The organism is Sinobaca sp. H24 (assembly GCF_023845525.1).
This window is the reverse complement of the sequence record NZ_JALBWT010000009.1, coordinates 106,255-122,896: the sequence shown is the minus strand read 5'-3', so window position 1 is coordinate 122,896 and position 16,642 is coordinate 106,255. Positions and strand designations below refer to the sequence as shown.

The 16,642-nt window shown below is 46.2% G+C and carries 12 protein-coding genes and 1 pseudogene; 1 reads left to right on the top strand and 12 read right to left on the bottom strand.

Features of this window, described 5'->3' with window-relative positions:
- Nucleotides 1-12: 12 nt before the first annotated feature.
- The gene (locus tag MMY81_RS13890; RefSeq protein ID WP_252313380.1) at nucleotides 13-2,580 is read left to right on the top strand and encodes a transglycosylase domain-containing protein; all 2,568 of its coding nucleotides are present in this window, start codon (nucleotides 13-15) and stop codon (nucleotides 2,578-2,580) included.
- A gap of 87 nt (nucleotides 2,581-2,667) precedes the next feature.
- On the opposite strand, the gene MMY81_RS13885 is transcribed toward MMY81_RS13890, so the two are convergent.
- From MMY81_RS13885 to panB, 12 genes and pseudogenes are all read right to left on the bottom strand, one after another.
- Nucleotides 2,668-5,058 (bottom strand): dynamin family protein, encoded by a 2,391-nt coding sequence (locus tag MMY81_RS13885; protein ID WP_252313379.1) that lies wholly within the window; start codon nucleotides 5,056-5,058, stop codon nucleotides 2,668-2,670.
- Nucleotides 5,031-6,224 carry a dynamin family protein gene (locus tag MMY81_RS13880; protein WP_252313378.1) on the bottom strand — a complete coding sequence of 398 codons (1,194 nt, stop codon included), beginning with the start codon at nucleotides 6,222-6,224 and terminating at the stop codon, nucleotides 5,031-5,033. The genes MMY81_RS13885 and MMY81_RS13880 overlap by 28 nt, the downstream gene beginning before the upstream one ends.
- Before the next feature lie 33 nt (nucleotides 6,225-6,257).
- Nucleotides 6,258-6,761, bottom strand: coding sequence for a YpoC family protein (locus MMY81_RS13875; protein WP_252313377.1), 504 nt, complete (start codon nucleotides 6,759-6,761; stop codon nucleotides 6,258-6,260).
- Nucleotides 6,754-7,413, bottom strand: a pseudogene (gene nth, locus MMY81_RS13870) (endonuclease III). Before nth ends, MMY81_RS13875 begins: the two are co-directional and overlap by 8 nt.
- 15 nt (nucleotides 7,414-7,428) lie before the next feature.
- Nucleotides 7,429-8,130 carry a DnaD domain-containing protein gene (locus tag MMY81_RS13865; RefSeq protein WP_252313376.1) on the bottom strand — a complete coding sequence of 234 codons (702 nt, stop codon included), beginning with the start codon at nucleotides 8,128-8,130 and terminating at the stop codon, nucleotides 7,429-7,431.
- Nucleotides 8,131-8,237: 107 nt separating this feature from the next.
- A complete protein-coding gene (gene asnS, locus MMY81_RS13860; protein WP_252313426.1) occupies nucleotides 8,238-9,527 on the bottom strand; it encodes an asparagine--tRNA ligase in 1,290 nt (429 codons plus the stop codon).
- A gap of 514 nt (nucleotides 9,528-10,041) precedes the next feature.
- On the bottom strand, nucleotides 10,042-10,212 hold the full coding sequence (locus MMY81_RS13855) for a YpmA family protein (protein WP_252313375.1): 171 nt from the start codon (nucleotides 10,210-10,212) through the stop codon (nucleotides 10,042-10,044).
- Nucleotides 10,213-10,222: 10 nt separating this feature from the next.
- Entirely contained in the window at nucleotides 10,223-11,536 is a 1,314-nt protein-coding gene (locus MMY81_RS13850) for an amidohydrolase (protein ID WP_252313374.1), read from the bottom strand.
- Nucleotides 11,537-11,551: 15 nt separating this feature from the next.
- A complete protein-coding gene (gene dinG / locus MMY81_RS13845; protein WP_252313373.1) occupies nucleotides 11,552-14,347 on the bottom strand; it encodes an ATP-dependent DNA helicase DinG in 2,796 nt (931 codons plus the stop codon).
- A 17-nt stretch (nucleotides 14,348-14,364) separates the two neighbouring features.
- Nucleotides 14,365-14,772, bottom strand: a complete 408-nt coding sequence (gene panD / locus MMY81_RS13840) for an aspartate 1-decarboxylase (protein WP_252313372.1) — start codon at nucleotides 14,770-14,772, stop codon at nucleotides 14,365-14,367.
- Nucleotides 14,765-15,652 carry a pantoate--beta-alanine ligase gene (gene panC, locus MMY81_RS13835; RefSeq protein WP_252313371.1) on the bottom strand — a complete coding sequence of 296 codons (888 nt, stop codon included), beginning with the start codon at nucleotides 15,650-15,652 and terminating at the stop codon, nucleotides 14,765-14,767. Before panC ends, panD begins: the two co-directional genes overlap by 8 nt.
- Entirely contained in the window at nucleotides 15,649-16,488 is an 840-nt protein-coding gene (gene panB / locus MMY81_RS13830; RefSeq protein WP_252313370.1) for a 3-methyl-2-oxobutanoate hydroxymethyltransferase, read from the bottom strand. Before panB ends, panC begins: the two co-directional genes overlap by 4 nt.
- Between the last annotated feature and the right edge of the window lie 154 nt (nucleotides 16,489-16,642).

The following is a 16,642-nucleotide window of genomic DNA, read 5'->3' as shown; positions in this document are numbered from 1 at the left end:
AAGAATGACTACATGAGTAATGAATACCGTTCCCGCCAGGATAGGCGTAAATCTTCAAAAAGCAGGGATGCTGAAAAAAAACCTTCTAAGAAAAAAAGAGGCCTCCCTCTTTGGAAGAAATTATTTATGGCTCTTATCGCTGCCGTTCTTATCGTAATGACCATCGGTGCCGTAACGGCTGTTGCAATGATCAGCGGTGCGCCGGACCTTGATCCGGAACAGCTTGTCCTCTCGGAAGCGGCAGAAATATATGATCAGAACGGTGAGCAGATCACGCGGCTGCAGTCCGGGGAAAACCGTACGCTTATCGATATTAATGAAGTACCCGATGATGCAAAATCCGCTTTTATCGCAGTAGAGGATGCCCGTTTTTATGATCACTTCGGGATTGATTTCCGCCGGCTTGGCGGCGCCCTGCTGGCTAACGTTTCCGATGGATTTGGTGCAGAAGGGGCCAGTACTATCACCCAGCAGGTTGTTAAAAACGCCTTCTTATCCCCTGATAAAACGGTTGCCAGAAAAGTTCAGGAGCAGTATCTGGCTGTTCAGCTTGAACAGCAGTACAGTAAAGATCAAATTCTGGAGATGTATTTGAACCTCATTTATTTTAATCAGGGAGCCTATGGAATAGGCGAAGCATCCAGCATTTATTTTAATAAAGAAGTATCCGAGCTTGAAATTGAGGATGCAGCATTACTCGCGGCTATCCCGAGACGTCCCAGCTACTATGACCCTCTTCAAAACCCGGAGAATTCGCTGGAGCGCCGGAATCTTATTATTCACTTAATGGAAGAACAGGATTTCATTACAGCGGAGCAGGCAGAACAGGCCTCAAACGTTCCATTGGAAGACCAGCTTGATCATACGCCTTCCGAGGAAGGCGCTGTGTATGATTCCTTTATCAGTCATGTGCAGAATGAACTTGAAAACATAGAAGGAATTACTTCCGCCGATTTATATTCTGCCGGCATGAGAGTATACACAACGCTCGACCGTGATGCCCAGGAATATGGTGAAGAAGTCGTTCAGTCCAATGAACAAATAGCAGACTATCCGGATAGTGAGGAATTTCAAGTAGGCTATTCACTTATAGATACCGAAACCGGAGCTATTAAAGCAATGGTCGGCAATCGGCAGGGAGCTGATGTTGCACGCGGCTTCAATTACGCAACCGGGGCAAACGCGGATGCCGGGTCCACCATTAAGCCTATTGTCGATTACGGTCCGGCTATTGAAAACAATCAGTGGTCTACGTTTCATCAGCTTACTGACGCAGAACATTCTTATTCAGATGGAACACCTATAAGGAATGCTTCCAGAAACTATGCTGGAGATGTGAGCATGCGCGAAGCGCTCACCCGCTCGTTAAATATTCCAGCACTTAAAGCTCTTCAGGAAACGGGTCTCCCGGAAGCAGAGGAATTTGCTGAAGGGCTTGGTATTGAATTCGATGAATTCTACGAATCTGCCGCCCTCGGTTCGTTTGAACCCGGCGTATCGAGTCTTGATATGGCCGGAGCCTATGCGGCTTTCGGTAACGGCGGTACGTACAATGAACCGCATGCCATTACCCGAATTGAATTTCCAGATGGTCGTGAAATCGAAATGGAGCCCGAATCCACTGAAGCAATGAGTGATTACACGGCCTACATGATGACAGACATGTTAAAAGATGTCGTTTCCGATTCATCAGGAACCGGACAGGCAGCAAACATACCGGGCCTTCCTCTTGCGGGAAAAACCGGTACGACCAACTTTACCCAGGATGAACTTGATGCGAACGGTATACCTGATGGGGGTGTACCGGATGTATGGTTCACCGGCTATACAAGCCGGTATACCGCCTCCGTCTGGACCGGATTCAGCGGGCAGCGCGGTGCCAATTATATGAATGAATCAGAACGTGAGATCGCAAAAGAGATATTCAGGCTTACGATGGATGATGTCTCTGCCGGTATAGATACACCTGATTTTGAAATGCCGGATTCCGTTGAAGAAGTGGATTTAGTTAAAAGCACAGGAGAACGTGCCACAGGCTCCACTTCTTCGTCTGATATTACAACAGAGCTTATTGTAAGAGGCAGCAATCAGGACTTAACCGCTCCGCCATCTGAGCCCGACATAGGCTCCAGTGATGACGCCGGTGAAACCAATGATGCACCGGTGGAGGAAGTTCCGGTAGAAGAACCAGTTCAGGAAACCGAAGAAGCACCAGAAGAAGAAGCGGCTCCTGAAGAGGAAGCAACCGAAGAAGAAGAAGTGACGCCGGAAGATGAACCAGCAGATGACGAATCTTCCGATGGAACAGATGGAACCACCGAAGAAGATAACAATCAGACAGAAGAAGAACCAGCTGAAGGCGGTGGCACGGAAACAGCTCCTTCCGATGACACCGGAGGCCAGGACAGCGGAAATACGGAAGAAGAAAATACAGAAACGCCGGAGCAGAACAGCGGCGGAACTTCGACAGAAGAGCCAAGCTCTGATGCTGGAGCAGAATCCAATAGTACACCAGAAGAAGAAGGGTCTGCTTCTTCCAACAGCACACCAGAATCTACCGAAGAAGAAACAACCGATTAAGCACCACCAAAAACAAAAAGAGAGCAGCCTCCCCGGGCTGCTCTTTTTTTGCATATATAGGTTTGTTTTTTTATTTTCGAATCTGTATTATTTGTTATCAAATCCAGTTTTCAGCCAGGCTGCCTCTTCTTCGATATAAGGCTTTTTATTTATGTCATAGAGCCATTCCAAACGCTCCATTTCATCGTTTAGCTGCTGCTCAAAGCCTTGAGCAGCCATTGCTTCCAAATCAGCCGTGAGTGTTTCTGTTTCCTTTACCAGTTCCTCCTGATAGATTTTCACAATCGTGTTCATCTGGGAACGAATATCATCGGAGGCCTGCTGCTTCATATCCAGATTCACTTTATTTTCGAAAAAATCCCGGCTTGATCGAAACATGGAAACGTACGCCTCTTCATCAAATGATGGGAAGGCAATCGGTGTCTTCCATTCTTTCCACTCGATCTCGGGAACGTCCAGAAGCGGCAGATCCTCTTTCCATCTACCTGCTGTTTGATTCATTACTTCGATCGTTTTTTTCTTCACAAGAGATTCTATCCGAATGTGCAGCGTTTCCTTTTCCTGCATCACAAATTGACGGACAAATCCATCCACTTCTCTGATACCATTTTTCAGCTGCTCTTTCTGCTGCTTTTTGGATGAAGCAGAAATGACGGCTGGATTGACTGCCATCGTAAAATAATCGTTCATTCCAAATGTCACCCGGTCAATCAAGTAGGCACACTGCTCCTCAATTTCCTGCAAAAAGGTCGGCAGGTGCGGACGCAGGGAAATCTCATGCAGTTCGCTCTTCTTGTTATGAACTATTTTTTCCTGTTTCTGCTTATTACTTTCCAGCTTCTCTTTATCGGTATTCATTTCCCGCAGTGTGCGCTGAAGTTCTGCTGCTATGCTGGAAATCCGATTTTGGATAGCTGTGAGATGGCTCGAACGAAGATCGTGCCAGACAGAGTTGGTAAACTGTGTTTCAAACTCCTGAAATCCGCTGGAAACGGCCGTATTTCCTTCCTGTTTATCTGTTAACGCCTGTTTGCTTGATACAGCAGTAAGACGCGGTGCTTCAAATCCATTACGCTTTAACTGATCACGCACGTGGCTTTTTACTCCATTTAGCTCAGCAGGACTGTCCGCCAGATCTGCTGCGTTAATGAGGAAAAACAGCTTATCCTGTGAGAAGCTCTCATTGGCCCGGTTCAGCTGCTGCAGAAAGATCTGATCCGCTTTGGAAAATGCATGGTTATAGTACGTTACGTAAAAGATAGCATCAGACTGTCTGATCTGCTCAAATGCCACATTCGTATGTCTGCCGTGAATAGAGTTTACTCCGGGTGTATCAATGAGTTCCAATCCTTTTTGAGTCCACTCGCAGTCATAATAAACGATTACCTCTTTAATCATTGAGGCTTTGTCTTCCTGGGCAACCCACTCCTGGAGCACATCCAGCTGGATCGTTTTTTTCATTCCCAGGTCCTTTTTATAGCGGTTTATGCTTTGCTGCAGCGTATATAAATGCTGATAATATGTCCTCAGCCTGGCATTTGCCTGCTGGCCGGATGGACGCTTCCAGTTTTTTAACGTATGAAACGTCCAGCTTTCCCCGATTTCTTTAGAAACGGCTTGTATTTCTTTGTCCAAAAACGATTCTTCTTTTAAATGCAGGTCCACCGTTCCATGTTCATGCGTATCATCACTCTTAAGCACACGATTGATCGCCGCCGTTGTCGGATGCGGAGATACCGGCAGCACATTACTGCCTAGCATTGCATTAATAAAGCTTGATTTACCGGCGCTGAATGCCCCGAATAACGATATTTTAATATGGTTGTTATTATACTGGTTTACTTCACGCTTCAAGGCCTGCTTTTCTTTTTGAAACAACGGCTTATCGATAAACTTTTCTAAATAAGACTCCACTGCAGGAATGACCGATTCATCCATTTGTTTAACGGCCGCTGCTTCCTCGGTATATTCTTCCGCACTGATCAGACTTTCCGTCTCCTGTACAATATGCATTTCCGGTATATCCTGTGGTGCATCCTGTACGGAAGACTTTTCAATCTGCTCCTGAAGCTCTTTAGATTCGTTTTGTTTCAACCAATTTCGGGCAGCCTGCTTTTTTTCCTCCAGCTGCTGTTTTGTTTCCTTCCACTGCTCCCACCACTGCTCGTAAGCCGCAGATTGTTCTGCTTCCTGCTTCTGCCGGGAGGCACGGGTATCATAATATACGTACACCGCTTCCTGAAGCGTATCAAATAGATCTGCGGACTGCGTTTTTAAATGACGGGCAGCGGACTGGGACACTTGTTCGATAAATGTATACAAAAACTGGCGGTCGGTCGTCTGAGAAGAAATAAACGAGCGCAGAAATGCGGAGTCCGCCTCAAAAGACACATGTTGAATGGCTTCTTTGTTTGCATTAAACCGTTCCTCATCATACACTTCCATCTGATTTAACAAATCACGCAGATGAAAGACCATCTGTTTTTTATTTTTTCATTTAAATCCTCGTATAACTCTGCCTCTCGTTTTTCTCTTTCTGCCTCAATTTTTTTCTTTGATTTAAGAAGACCCCCTGTTTTAAAGCCGGGATCCATGCTTTCCAGCCACGATTTTGCTTTTTCTGTCGTCATATGCGGAAAAAGAATCGCATTTTCCAGTATTTGTTTTCTTTCTTTTGCCGTCTGAGCCAGCTTTTCTTTTTTCTCCGCTTCTTCTTTAGATCGGTCTTCTTCAGCCCTGTCTATCTTCTGAAGAACAGACGGATCCATTCCCTGCGTGCGGACTTCTTCTTCCCAATTCTCCCAGGCTTCTTCCTGCTCATCTTCAAGCTGCTCAAGCAGGTCATAGACGGCTGCTGTTTGAAGCGCCTGGATGCTGGGATTTTTCAAGGAGTCACTGTGATATAAAACGGCTTTAATAAAACGGGTAAAGTCCTGTTTTTGATTTAAAGGATGGGACTCTTCTTTCATGGAAGTAAAAAACAGGGATAATATACGTATGTTGGATTTTGCCAGCATATTTCTAACGGCATTTTCAAATGATTGAATACTTAATTCTTTATCATTATGTTTATCAATTTGATTAATAACGAGAACAATTGGTTTTTTCTCTCTGGATAACTGCTGCAGAAACTCAATATTCGTTTCAGACTGTACGTGGTTATAGTCCGTCACATATACAATCATATCTGTCGTAAACAGCTGGGAGGCAGTTATTTTCTGATGATCCGGGTCCGTGGAGTCCACACCGGGTGTATCAATGATAGCTGCGCGCTCCTCAAGAAAAGGAAATGGGCCGTAAATCGTCATTTCTTTAATCGCATTACCGTCCATCCCCCATTTTCTTGCTTTATCCCAGGGGATTTCCTGCTCCCATTTACGTGTACTTCCGTCCTGATCTACAAGCTCAAGCGCCACTTCTCCTTTTTTAATGGAAATAATATTGGCGCTCGTTGGAATAGGGCTGGTAGGTAGTATGTCATGGCCGAGCAGATCATTGATTACGCTGGATTTGCCGGCTGAAAAATGGCCGCAGAATGCCAGTTCAAAAGAGTTTTTTTCGGACTTGGCCTGAAGCGCCTCCCGCCGGCGGAGGCTTCTTTGTTCAAATAAATCCTCCCACGTTGATACCACTGTGTTTTCCACCTTTACTGCCCCCTTTTTCTTTTTCTTTGCAGGTTACGTTCGTCTTTGTTTAAGTACGGCAGCTTTTCTGCGGACCTCTTCATACAGCTCATTTAACTGGGCAAAGCTGTGATGGTGCACGGGTCTGCTGCAGATAAATTCGATTCGTTCTTTTCCGTTTACAGGGAGTATGTTCAGCTCGTCCCAGCTCCCGGCATGAAGGCTCGCCGGCCGGCCATTCAGCCAGAACATGCTTTCTATCAGACCGGAGATCGCGGGAATCATTAAGGGGAAAGCTCTTTCTCCTTCTCCCGCTGCAATATGAATTTTTATTTCCGTTTTTATATGCTGCCAGTGCAGCTGCCAGTGCTCTATAGCAGGAAACGGATCCTCCCACAAGGCAAAGTCAGCGTATCCATTTTGAACAGCAATTTCGGCCAAATAAGGATAATGACTCATCTCCTTCTCCCATCCGGCTGTGCCGGGCTGAATCGAGACGGCATCTTCTTGATAAAAGGGAGGCTTCTTCCACTCAGGATAAATGATAAATTCAGGCATGGGCTTTTATTTTCTTCATCCGCTTCGTACCTTCCCGGCAGAGAAGCAGAAGAGGACAATCCTCGCATTTAGGACGCTGAGCCCGACAGTGATAACGTCCGAAGAAAATAAGCCGGTGATGGGAGTCGGACCATTTCTCTTCCGGTATTTTCTTCATCAGCGTCTTTTCGACTTCTGTTACCGAATCCTTCCATCTGCAGATACCGAGCCGTTTGGATACCCGTTCTACATGGGTATCTACTGCAATCGCCGGCATTCCAAAGGCAACAGAGGCAACTACGTTTCGCCGTTTTCCTTCCTACGCCCGCTAGTTCCATCAGCTCTTCACGTGTTTTCGGTACCTCGCCGTTATGCTGCTCCAGCAGCGACCCGCAGAGTTTTGAATATTTTTGGCTTTGCTGCGGAACAGGCCGATCGAGCGAATATCCTGCTCCAGCTCTTCCTGCTCGACTTTTGTATAGTCTATGGGGCTTTTATATTTTGCAAACAGTGCCGGGGTCACTTTGTTAACTAAAGCATCCGTACACTGCGCAGAAAGGACAACTGCAATTAACAGCTCAAATGGGTTGGCATGAACCAATTCGCATTCGGCCTCTGGAAACATTTCTTCAATGATATCCATTGCCTGCGTCGTTTGTTTATTCGTCAGCATGCTGTGTTTCCTCCGTTATTCATCAAGCCAGTTTATATTCGGGTACGAGACCGGCTTAGTTTTTTCTTTCTGCTGAGGGGGCTGCACTTGATTTCTCCGGTACGTATCATTGTGTGCTTTTGCCTGTTCTTCGGTCTTAATGCCGCGCCGGTGCCATTCAAGCAGAATACGGTCAATGTAGCGCAGGCTGAGCGTCTGTGACATTACAGCTTCTTTCAGCGCTGCCTTGATCATATCCGGCGTATAGTGGTCCTGATCAAACCATACGCTGATCGTTTCTGATTCCATCGGTGACAGCGGACGGGAAAGCTCCTTTTCAAACATCGCGTAGATTTCTCCTTCTTCGGTTACATCGTTATGGGCTTTCTGCTGCTGCCTCTCTGATGTAATCGACTCTACAATCCGTTCATAAAGCGGGCGCAGAGAATACGTTTCAAAGCGCACCCGCTCGTTATTTTCCCGTTCTTCTATCGTAATAAAGCCATGGGCAACAAGATGACGGAGCGCTTTTGCACACTGTTCGGCTGTAATCGTCATTTTAGCCGCAATCGCATCCGGCGTTGGGAAAAATTCTCCTTCTTCCATAAAGCGGTGCAGGTGAAGCAGAATCATCATTTCCGAATCAGAGATATCCATCTGATTGTAATGATCAAATAAAAATTTAGGCACACTTAAGTATCCGCTGTGCATAATATCAATAATATCTGATTGTTCCATAAGCCGATCTCTCCTTCTGCCATGTTTCATTTTATCATTTACCTAAAGGACTTAAAAGCAAAACCCTCACAGTAGAGGGCTTTGCTTTAAGGGCTGCAGCTATTGGGTTATGGGTAAAGCCTGTTTAACAAACGCGGGAATGGAATGGTTTCTCTAACGTGTTCAATGCCGGACATCCAGGCTACAGTCCGCTCCAATCCCAGACCAAATCCGGAGTGCGGTACAGAGCCGTACTGACGAAGCTCCAAATACCAGCGGTACGCCTCTTCGGAAAGACCATGTTCTTCAAACCGCTGTTCAAGCAGGTCGAAGTCGTCAATACGCTGGCTTCCTCCGATAATTTCTCCGTAGCCTTCAGGGGCAATAAGATCGGCACACAGCGCAACTTCCGGATTTTCAGGATCCGGCTTCATGTAGAATGACTTAATACCAAGCGGGTAGTGTGTAATGAATACCGGTTTGTCATACGATTCTGCGATAGCCGTTTCATGAGGGGCGCCAAGGTCTTCGCCCCAGGTAATATCAAATCCTTTTCCTCTTAGAAAAACGATCGCCTCATCATATGTAAGGCGCGGAAATGGTGCCTGAATCTGCTGAAGCTTCGTAATATCACGTTCCAGCGCTTCTAATTCCAGCGGACAGTGATCGATAACGCTTTGTGCGATATGCGACACATACTGCTCCTGGATCTGCAGGCTTTCTTCGTGATCTGTAAATGCCATCTCCGGTTCTATCATCCAGAATTCAATTAAATGGCGCCGCGTTTTTGATTTTTCGGCCCGGAATGTAGGACCAAACGAAAACACGCGGTTAAATGCCATCGCGGCTGCTTCCAGATAGAGCTGTCCGGATTGGGAAAGGTAAGCATTCTCATCAAAGTATTTTGTATGGAATAAATTTGTCGTGCCTTCTGCTGAGTTGCCAGTCAGGATAGGCGGATCAATTTTCACAAACCCTTCTTTATCAAAAAAAGCATAAGTAGCCCGGATAATTTCATTGCGGATACGCAGAATAGCATGCTGCTTCTTCGAACGCATCCATAAATGGCGGTGATCCATTAAGAATTCGGTCCCGTGTTCTTTTGGAGTAATAGGGTAATCAACGGCTTCATGAATAACTTCAAGCCCCGTTACCTGCAGTTCGTACCCGGATGGGGAACGTTCGTCCGTTTTTACGATTCCTTCCACATATATGGAGCTTTCCTGTGTTAATCCTTTTGCCTTTTGAAACAGCTCTTCCCCTACGTCACTTTTGACGACAATTCCCTGAATAAAGCCAGTGCCATCCCGAAGCTGCAGAAAAGCAATTTTTCCGCTTGAACGCTTGTTAGCGAGCCAGCAGCCAAGTGTAACCGTCTGATCTACGTGCCGGCTGATTTGTTCGATTGTTGGTTTCATTTTCCAGACCTCCTGTTCATTTCTAATCTTTTCTAAAGCTGTAACGTTTAATAAATTCTCCATCTGCCATACGGATATAAAATACTGAAGCCTGCCGTCTGCTTCGTATACCCCTTCATATACCGGAACGCCGTCTTCGATTCCCGGCGTTACTTTGTTTATTCGCTCCACGTTATTCTCATCCATAATAAGGGATTCCGCTTCTTCTACTGTAAGTGACTCCGCAGCATTTATTCGTTCGACCGTTTCTTCTTCCTCATTTAAAAATACCCAGTCACGGCTGTCATCTTCATTTGTGACTAACGCACTGTATAAAAAAATGCTTCCATTATATAAAAATACGTCATCCACGCTTTCAACATTTTCTTCTTCCAGCGCCAGTTCCTCTCCCTGGGCCCGTTCTTCTACAAGAGGCCCTCGGGCAATCAGAAGAAAAACAAACGCTGCAATTAAAAACAACCCGACTGCTGCAGGCAGAATAACATACCATTTTTTCAGCATAGATCTGCCTCCTTTATGTGCGGTAGATCGTAAATACCATGTAGTCCGGGTCTTTTTCATCAAGAGCAAGCCCAAACATTAAATCGTCATCCTTTAACGTTCTGTTTAATGTGTCTACTATTTTGTACACATCGTTCGCAGCTTTAAAACGTGTCGTTGCCATCACTTCAATTTGATCACTCATGCTGATCCTCCTATTTTCTGCTTTGGTATACTTTCTCCAGTTTATCAAACTGACGGTTTACGTTATAGATAATTTTTTCTTCATCCATCGTGAGCAGTTCCCGGTCTTTCATTAAACGGTGCCCATTTACAAACACATCTGTTACGTCTTTGCCGGAAGCGGCGTAGACGAGATGCGAAGCAATATTCTGCTTGGGCTGCAGATGAAGTTCTTCTGCGTGAATAAACAGAAAGTCTGCATCTGCCCCTGGTTCCACTGTGCCGGCATTCTCAAATCCGAGGGTCTCTGCTCCGTTTTTAGTCGCCATCCTATACAGCTCTTCCGAAGAAATGACAGCCGGATTTTCATGAGAAGCTTTCTGCATAAAGCCGGCCATGCGCATTTCTTCGAACATATCCAGGTTATTATTGGATACTGTGCTGTCGGTACCTATAGAAATAGCCAGGCCGTTTTCTTTCATCTGCATCATCGGCATAATGCCTGAACCCAGCTTCGCGTTACTCATGGGATTGTGTGAAATATAGGCAGGCTTTCCCTTAAGAAGCTGCATTTCCTTTTCACTCATATGAACCGTGTGCGTAAGTATCGTCTTTTCCTCGAAGAATCCCATATTCATCAAATCATTAAACAAATCGACACCGTTCTCTTTTTCATAATCTGCCTTCTCCCGACGTGTTTCCATTAAGTGAATGCCTAGAGTCCACTTGTTCTCATGGGCGGCCTTTACCACTTTCTTCATAAAATCCGGCGGACACGTATAAGGCGCATGCGGAAACATCATTCCCTTGATACGGGGTCCGCCTTCCGTATCCCATTTTTCCCCAAGATAGACTGCTTCATCGAGCCGCCTTTGCTGCTCCGGCTCGTCAACCAAACCAATCATTGCACGAGCCAGTACGGCCTTCAAGCCGGAAGCCTGTGCCGTCTGAAAGACTGCATCCATATCAACATGATACATATCCTGAAACGCTACCGTTCCTGAGCGGATCATTTCTGCCTGCGCCAGCATCGTTCCTGCTTCTGATACCTCTTTATCAAACAAAGCTTCCCTTGGCCAGATGTTCTTGCCCAGCCATTCCTGCAGCACGACATCATCCGACACACCGCGCAGGAGTGCCATAGGTGTGTGACCGTGTGTATTATACATACCCGGGGTCAGCCAACGGCCTTTCCCATCAATAATTTCTTCTCCAGCCTGCAATTCAGGCTCGCCGCTGCCTATCGCTGCAATTTTTCCATTTTCCACTCGAAGCCATTGATCGTAAGAAACAGCATTTTTCTGATCTCCTCGAACAATATGAACATTTTTTATAGTGTAACGCATCGGTTTTCCCCTTTATTAATTAGTTTCGTTATAAAAATCATGTATATAGTTCAGCAGTGCATCCGCCTGTTTGTGCACCACAGGCATCTCCGGCAGGGAATCTAAAAACGCATTCCCATAAGGAGCTGTCATGATTCGTTTATCCAATACAACGACGGTTCCTCTGTCCGAGTGACCCCGGATCATCCGTCCGAACCCCTGCCTGAAACGAAGAATTGCCTGCGGAAGAGACATTTCCTGAAACGCACTGCCTCCCTGTTTTTCAATCCGCTGCATTTGGGAATGAATAAGTGGATCACCTGGAGGAGAAAATGGGAGTCTGGCAATAATTAAACAGCGCAGCTGATCTCCCGGCAGGTCGATGCCTTCCCAAAAAGCATTTGTTCCTAAAAGAATGGTGCGCTTATTCTGCTGGAATGTTTTGAGCAGTTTACTTTTGCTGCCGCTGTGAATACCCTGGGCTATAATCGTAAAACTATTCATTTCATCCCACTCCCGAAGCATATGATACGTCTCGGAGAGCATATCAAAAGACGTAAACAGAATAAGTACTCTGCCCTCTGTAACAGAAGCCGTATGATAAATAAAATCAGCCATCGCTTCTACATACTTGTTTGAACGGACACCGGGGAAATCACTTGGGATGAGGAGAGCCGAACGGTTTTTATATGAATAGGGTGAAGGGATATACAACGTTTCCGGTGTAAAATCCTCCAGCCCCCATTTCGATACGACGTATGAAAAGGACTGTTCCACCATCAACGTAGCAGACGTCATAATAACACTGCTTTTGGCTCCGAACAGTTTATCCGCAAGATCGTCTGAAACATCCAGCGGACGCTTATAAATGGCTACACCGTTTGCCGCGCCTTTGTGATCGGCCTCCATCCAATATACGTGTCCTTCTTCCTGTTCCAGCGTCACCTGGCTGAGTTCGCTGAATGCCTCACTCAGGTCATCTGCCGTCTGTTTGAAGTCTGTGAGAAGAGCTTCATTATAATCTGATGGGGCCGTATTTTTCTGCAGAACCTGCTTAAAATACTCCCATTCTTTATTCTCTTCTCGAAAGACCATCTCAAGGCGGTGAACCGCTTCCCTTGCGGCTTTCCAGGCCGGTCCGTTTTGAGCCGCCGGCTCGTAGCGGTAGAGCATCCGCCCGACATCGGTGCGTCCGGAATGGCTGTTTTTTATACAGATCTGCCGAAGCAGCCGAAACAATTCGCTGCACTCATATTTCAATAAAGCAATATGGTCTCTGCGTTTTTGATACCAGATATCCGTAAGAGAATGAACGGTTTCTTCTTCTATTAACTGTAGTTTAAAAAAACTGCCTTTTCCGGTACCGGCATCGATTTTGTTCAACAAATACTGAAACGAATAATAATCTACATCTGCTCCCAGATGTTTAGACGCCGCTTCTTCAATCTGATGAGCTTCATCTATGATAAGTCTTTCATAGGGAGGCAGTATACTATTTTTTCGTTTCACATCCGAAAAAAGCAGTGCATGATTAACGATTACTATCTGACTTTCAGCTGCCTGCTTTTTTGCACGCTCATAAAAACAGTAAGGAAACCATGAAGAGCCGGGTCCCGGTGCAGTGGCTCTTCGACTGCACATTTTCTGCCAGATTGCATGATTATCTCCTCCGGCCCGATTTAATTCATTCAGGTCGCCGGTTTGTGTTTCAAGCAGCCACACCGTTACCTGTGCGAGAGCCAGAGCTTCATCATGGGTTGCTACCGGCTCCTGCCACTGCATGGAAAATCGGCGCAGACATAAATAATGCTGCCTCCCTTTGAGAATGGATACTTTAAATGAAAACGGCAGTATCGTTTTTAAAAAGGGGATGTCCCTTTCATAAAGCTGTTCCTGAAGTGCATTTGTATAAGTAGAAATGACAATCTGCTCCTGCTGTTCAAGGCTGCGTAAAACAGCAGGCGCTAAGTAGGCTAACGATTTACCTGTTCCAGGTCCCGCTTCGATGAGTGCATGCGAACGCTGTGAAAAGCAGGAAGTTATTTTATCCGCCATCTCCTGCTGCCCTTCCCTGAATTCGAACTCCTCCCACTTCTCTGAAAAGTAGCCATCTCTGCTGAAAAGGGGCTTCATGTCAAAAGAAGGCGGCGTTTCTTTTACAAACGAAGCTTCTGGTGACCTTAATGCTATATTGTGTATAACATGAATGTTCTCTGATTCTTGGAGCCGGAGATTATTTTTTGCCTGCATAAATACAGGCTCTAAATGGCTCTGCATATATTTAGATGCTGTCATCAGCTTCTGAAGAGCAGCAACCGGCAGCGTTTCTATTTTTTGTTTAATGGCGAGCCAGATTTCAGCTGTAACAATGGCATCGCTGTCAGCCTGATGAGGTCTGTCATGAGAAATATGGAGCCAGTCGGCTAGCTGGGTCAGCTGATAGCCGGGCGCTGTTGGAAACATAAAACGGGCGCATTCTACTGTATCAAGCGTCTGTCCTTGAAACAAAGGAAGGCCGGCATTCGAGAGTTCTGCATTTAATACACTTAAATCAAATGGAACATTATGAGCCACAAGCACCGCATCTTCGAGCCAGGCAAGCATCGGTGCGGCTGCAATGGCAAACGGTTCTGCTTTTTCCACATCTTCGTTTGTAATCCCTGTCAGCTCCATAATAAACGGGGGGATTGAATGAGCCGGGCGGATATAAGCGGAGAAGGTATCAACAATAGAATCGTCTTCCATTAAGACAGCTCCTATTTGAATAATATTATCTCCATCCTGCGGCGCATTTCCTGTTGTTTCCGTATCAATTACTACATATTTTGGCAAGCTCATTCACCCCGTTATTATCGTTGCACGTTACGTTCTGTCTCCAGCGTCGCTGCGTGTATTTCTTTATTAATATACTGCTCTATTTTATTATCCGCATCCAGCACCGCTATTTTTGGCTGCCACGCCGCAGCCTGTTCTTCTTCTATCATCGTGTACGCAATAATGATCACGGTATCTCCCGGCTGAACAAGACGTGCGGCTGCCCCGTTAAGACAGATGGTTCCTTTGCCTCGTGGTCCGGTTATGACGTATGTCTCCAGCCGTTCTCCATTATTATTATTTACGATTTGTACTTTCTCATTTTCCAGGAGATCAACGCTTTCCATTAATTCTTCATCAATCGTGACGCTGCCGACATAGTGAAGATTCGCTTCAGTAACCGTAGCCCGGTGCAGCTTTGATTTCATCATCGTTCTATACATGGCTTTTCTCCTTTTTTCCTGTCTGATCATAAGAGGAGACTGCTGTCACCGTTATATTGTCGATGAGCCTCGCTTTATTAAAATAAACAGCGCAGGCAATGACCCACATATTACTGGTTGTATCCAATGGGTCAAGAGAAGGAAAAGGCAGCGCCTCTACGTAGTCAATACGGCCCGTTGTAGAGTTATTCAGATGCTCTTTAACAACTTCTACCGTCTCCTGTGGCCTTTCACCTTTTTCCCAGAGCGCCTTAGCTCTTGTCAGAGCTTTATAGATATGGGCCGCTTCCTGCTTTTCGCTGTCGCTTAAATACACGTTGCGGGAACTTTTGGCCAGGCCTGAAGCTTCTCTCACGGTATCGCAGATAACCAATTCGGTGTCGAGATGGTAGTCACTAATCATGTTTGTGAGCACGGCCGCTGCCTGAATATCTTTTCTGCCAAAATAAGCACGATCTGCCGGAACAATATGCAGCAGTTTATTTACGACGGTGGCCACTCCGTCAAAATGGCCCGGCCGGCTTTTTCCACAAAGCACATCGGCTCCGTTCTTCACATGAATCACTGTCGTCATAGGACGGGGATACATTTCCTGTACAGACGGTATAAACAAAAGGTCCACCCCGTGCTTGTCTGCCGCAGCGATGTCTCCTTGTTCAGAGCGGGGATACGCATCCAGGTCTTCATTCGGACCGAACTGCAGCGGATTAACAAATATACTGGCAGCTGTATAGTCATTTTCGTCTGCTGACCGTTGGAAGAGAGAGGTATGACCTTCGTGCAGTGCACCCATAGTAGGAATGAATCCGAGCGAACCGCCTTCTCTCTTCAGTCGTTTGACCTCTGATTTCATTTCCTGTATTGTGCGGATGATTTTCATATGCCCGCACCTGTCGTTACTTTTTCCAATACAGCCGCCGGCATTGTGAACGTATGGGAGGGATCAGGGAAAGAGCGCGCCTTCACTTCCTTTACGTAGTCGGCAAGTCCTGTATGAATGGCCGGCTCCAGTTCAGCAAACTTTTTAACGAAAGAGGGGACGTGACCGCTGCCTATACCGAGAGCATCATGGTATACGAGTACCTGGCCGTCCGTTTGACTGCCTGCTCCAATGCCGATGACCGGAATAGAAAGAAGCGATGTAATATAAGCCGCTAATTCACCGGGAACACATTCCAGCACAAGAGCAAAGGCTCCAGCCTGCTCCACCTGTTTTGCATCTTCAATTAAACGCGCGGCTGACTCTTCACTTTTTCCCTGTACTTTATAGCCTCCAAGCACAGCAAAAGACTGCGGCGTTAATCCAAGATGGGACATTACAGCAACGCCTCCCTCGGTGAGCGCGGCAATCAAAGGCACAAATCCTCCCGCGCCCTCGATCTTTACAGCATCTGCCCCGCCATCCTGAATCGTACGGCGGACCGAAGACACGGCTTCACCCCGGCTCCCGCTGCAGCTTAAAAAGGGCATATCTGTCACGGTAAAAACCTCAGGCGCCCCGCGCTTTACAGCACGGGTATGCAAAATCATATCGTCCACTGTTACGGGAACCGTAGACGTATATCCATGGATCACCATACCGGCAGAATCTCCAACTAACAGCAGATCCATTTCAGCCTGTGCGCAGGCTGCAGCAGATGGTGCGTCATAGGCAGTCATCATCGCTATAGGCGTATGCTGCTGTTTTAATTTACGTAATGTTAATGTAGTATGCATGCTAATCTCTCCTCCTAATTTATAGGGAGAAGGATGAAATACAAGGTGCAGCTATTTAATATGCTTTCATCTTTCCCCGTCCCTGTCCATTTATGGATCAAGGCAGATCAACCTTTGTTCTTGCCTGTTCAACGGTACAGTTCGATAGAAACCG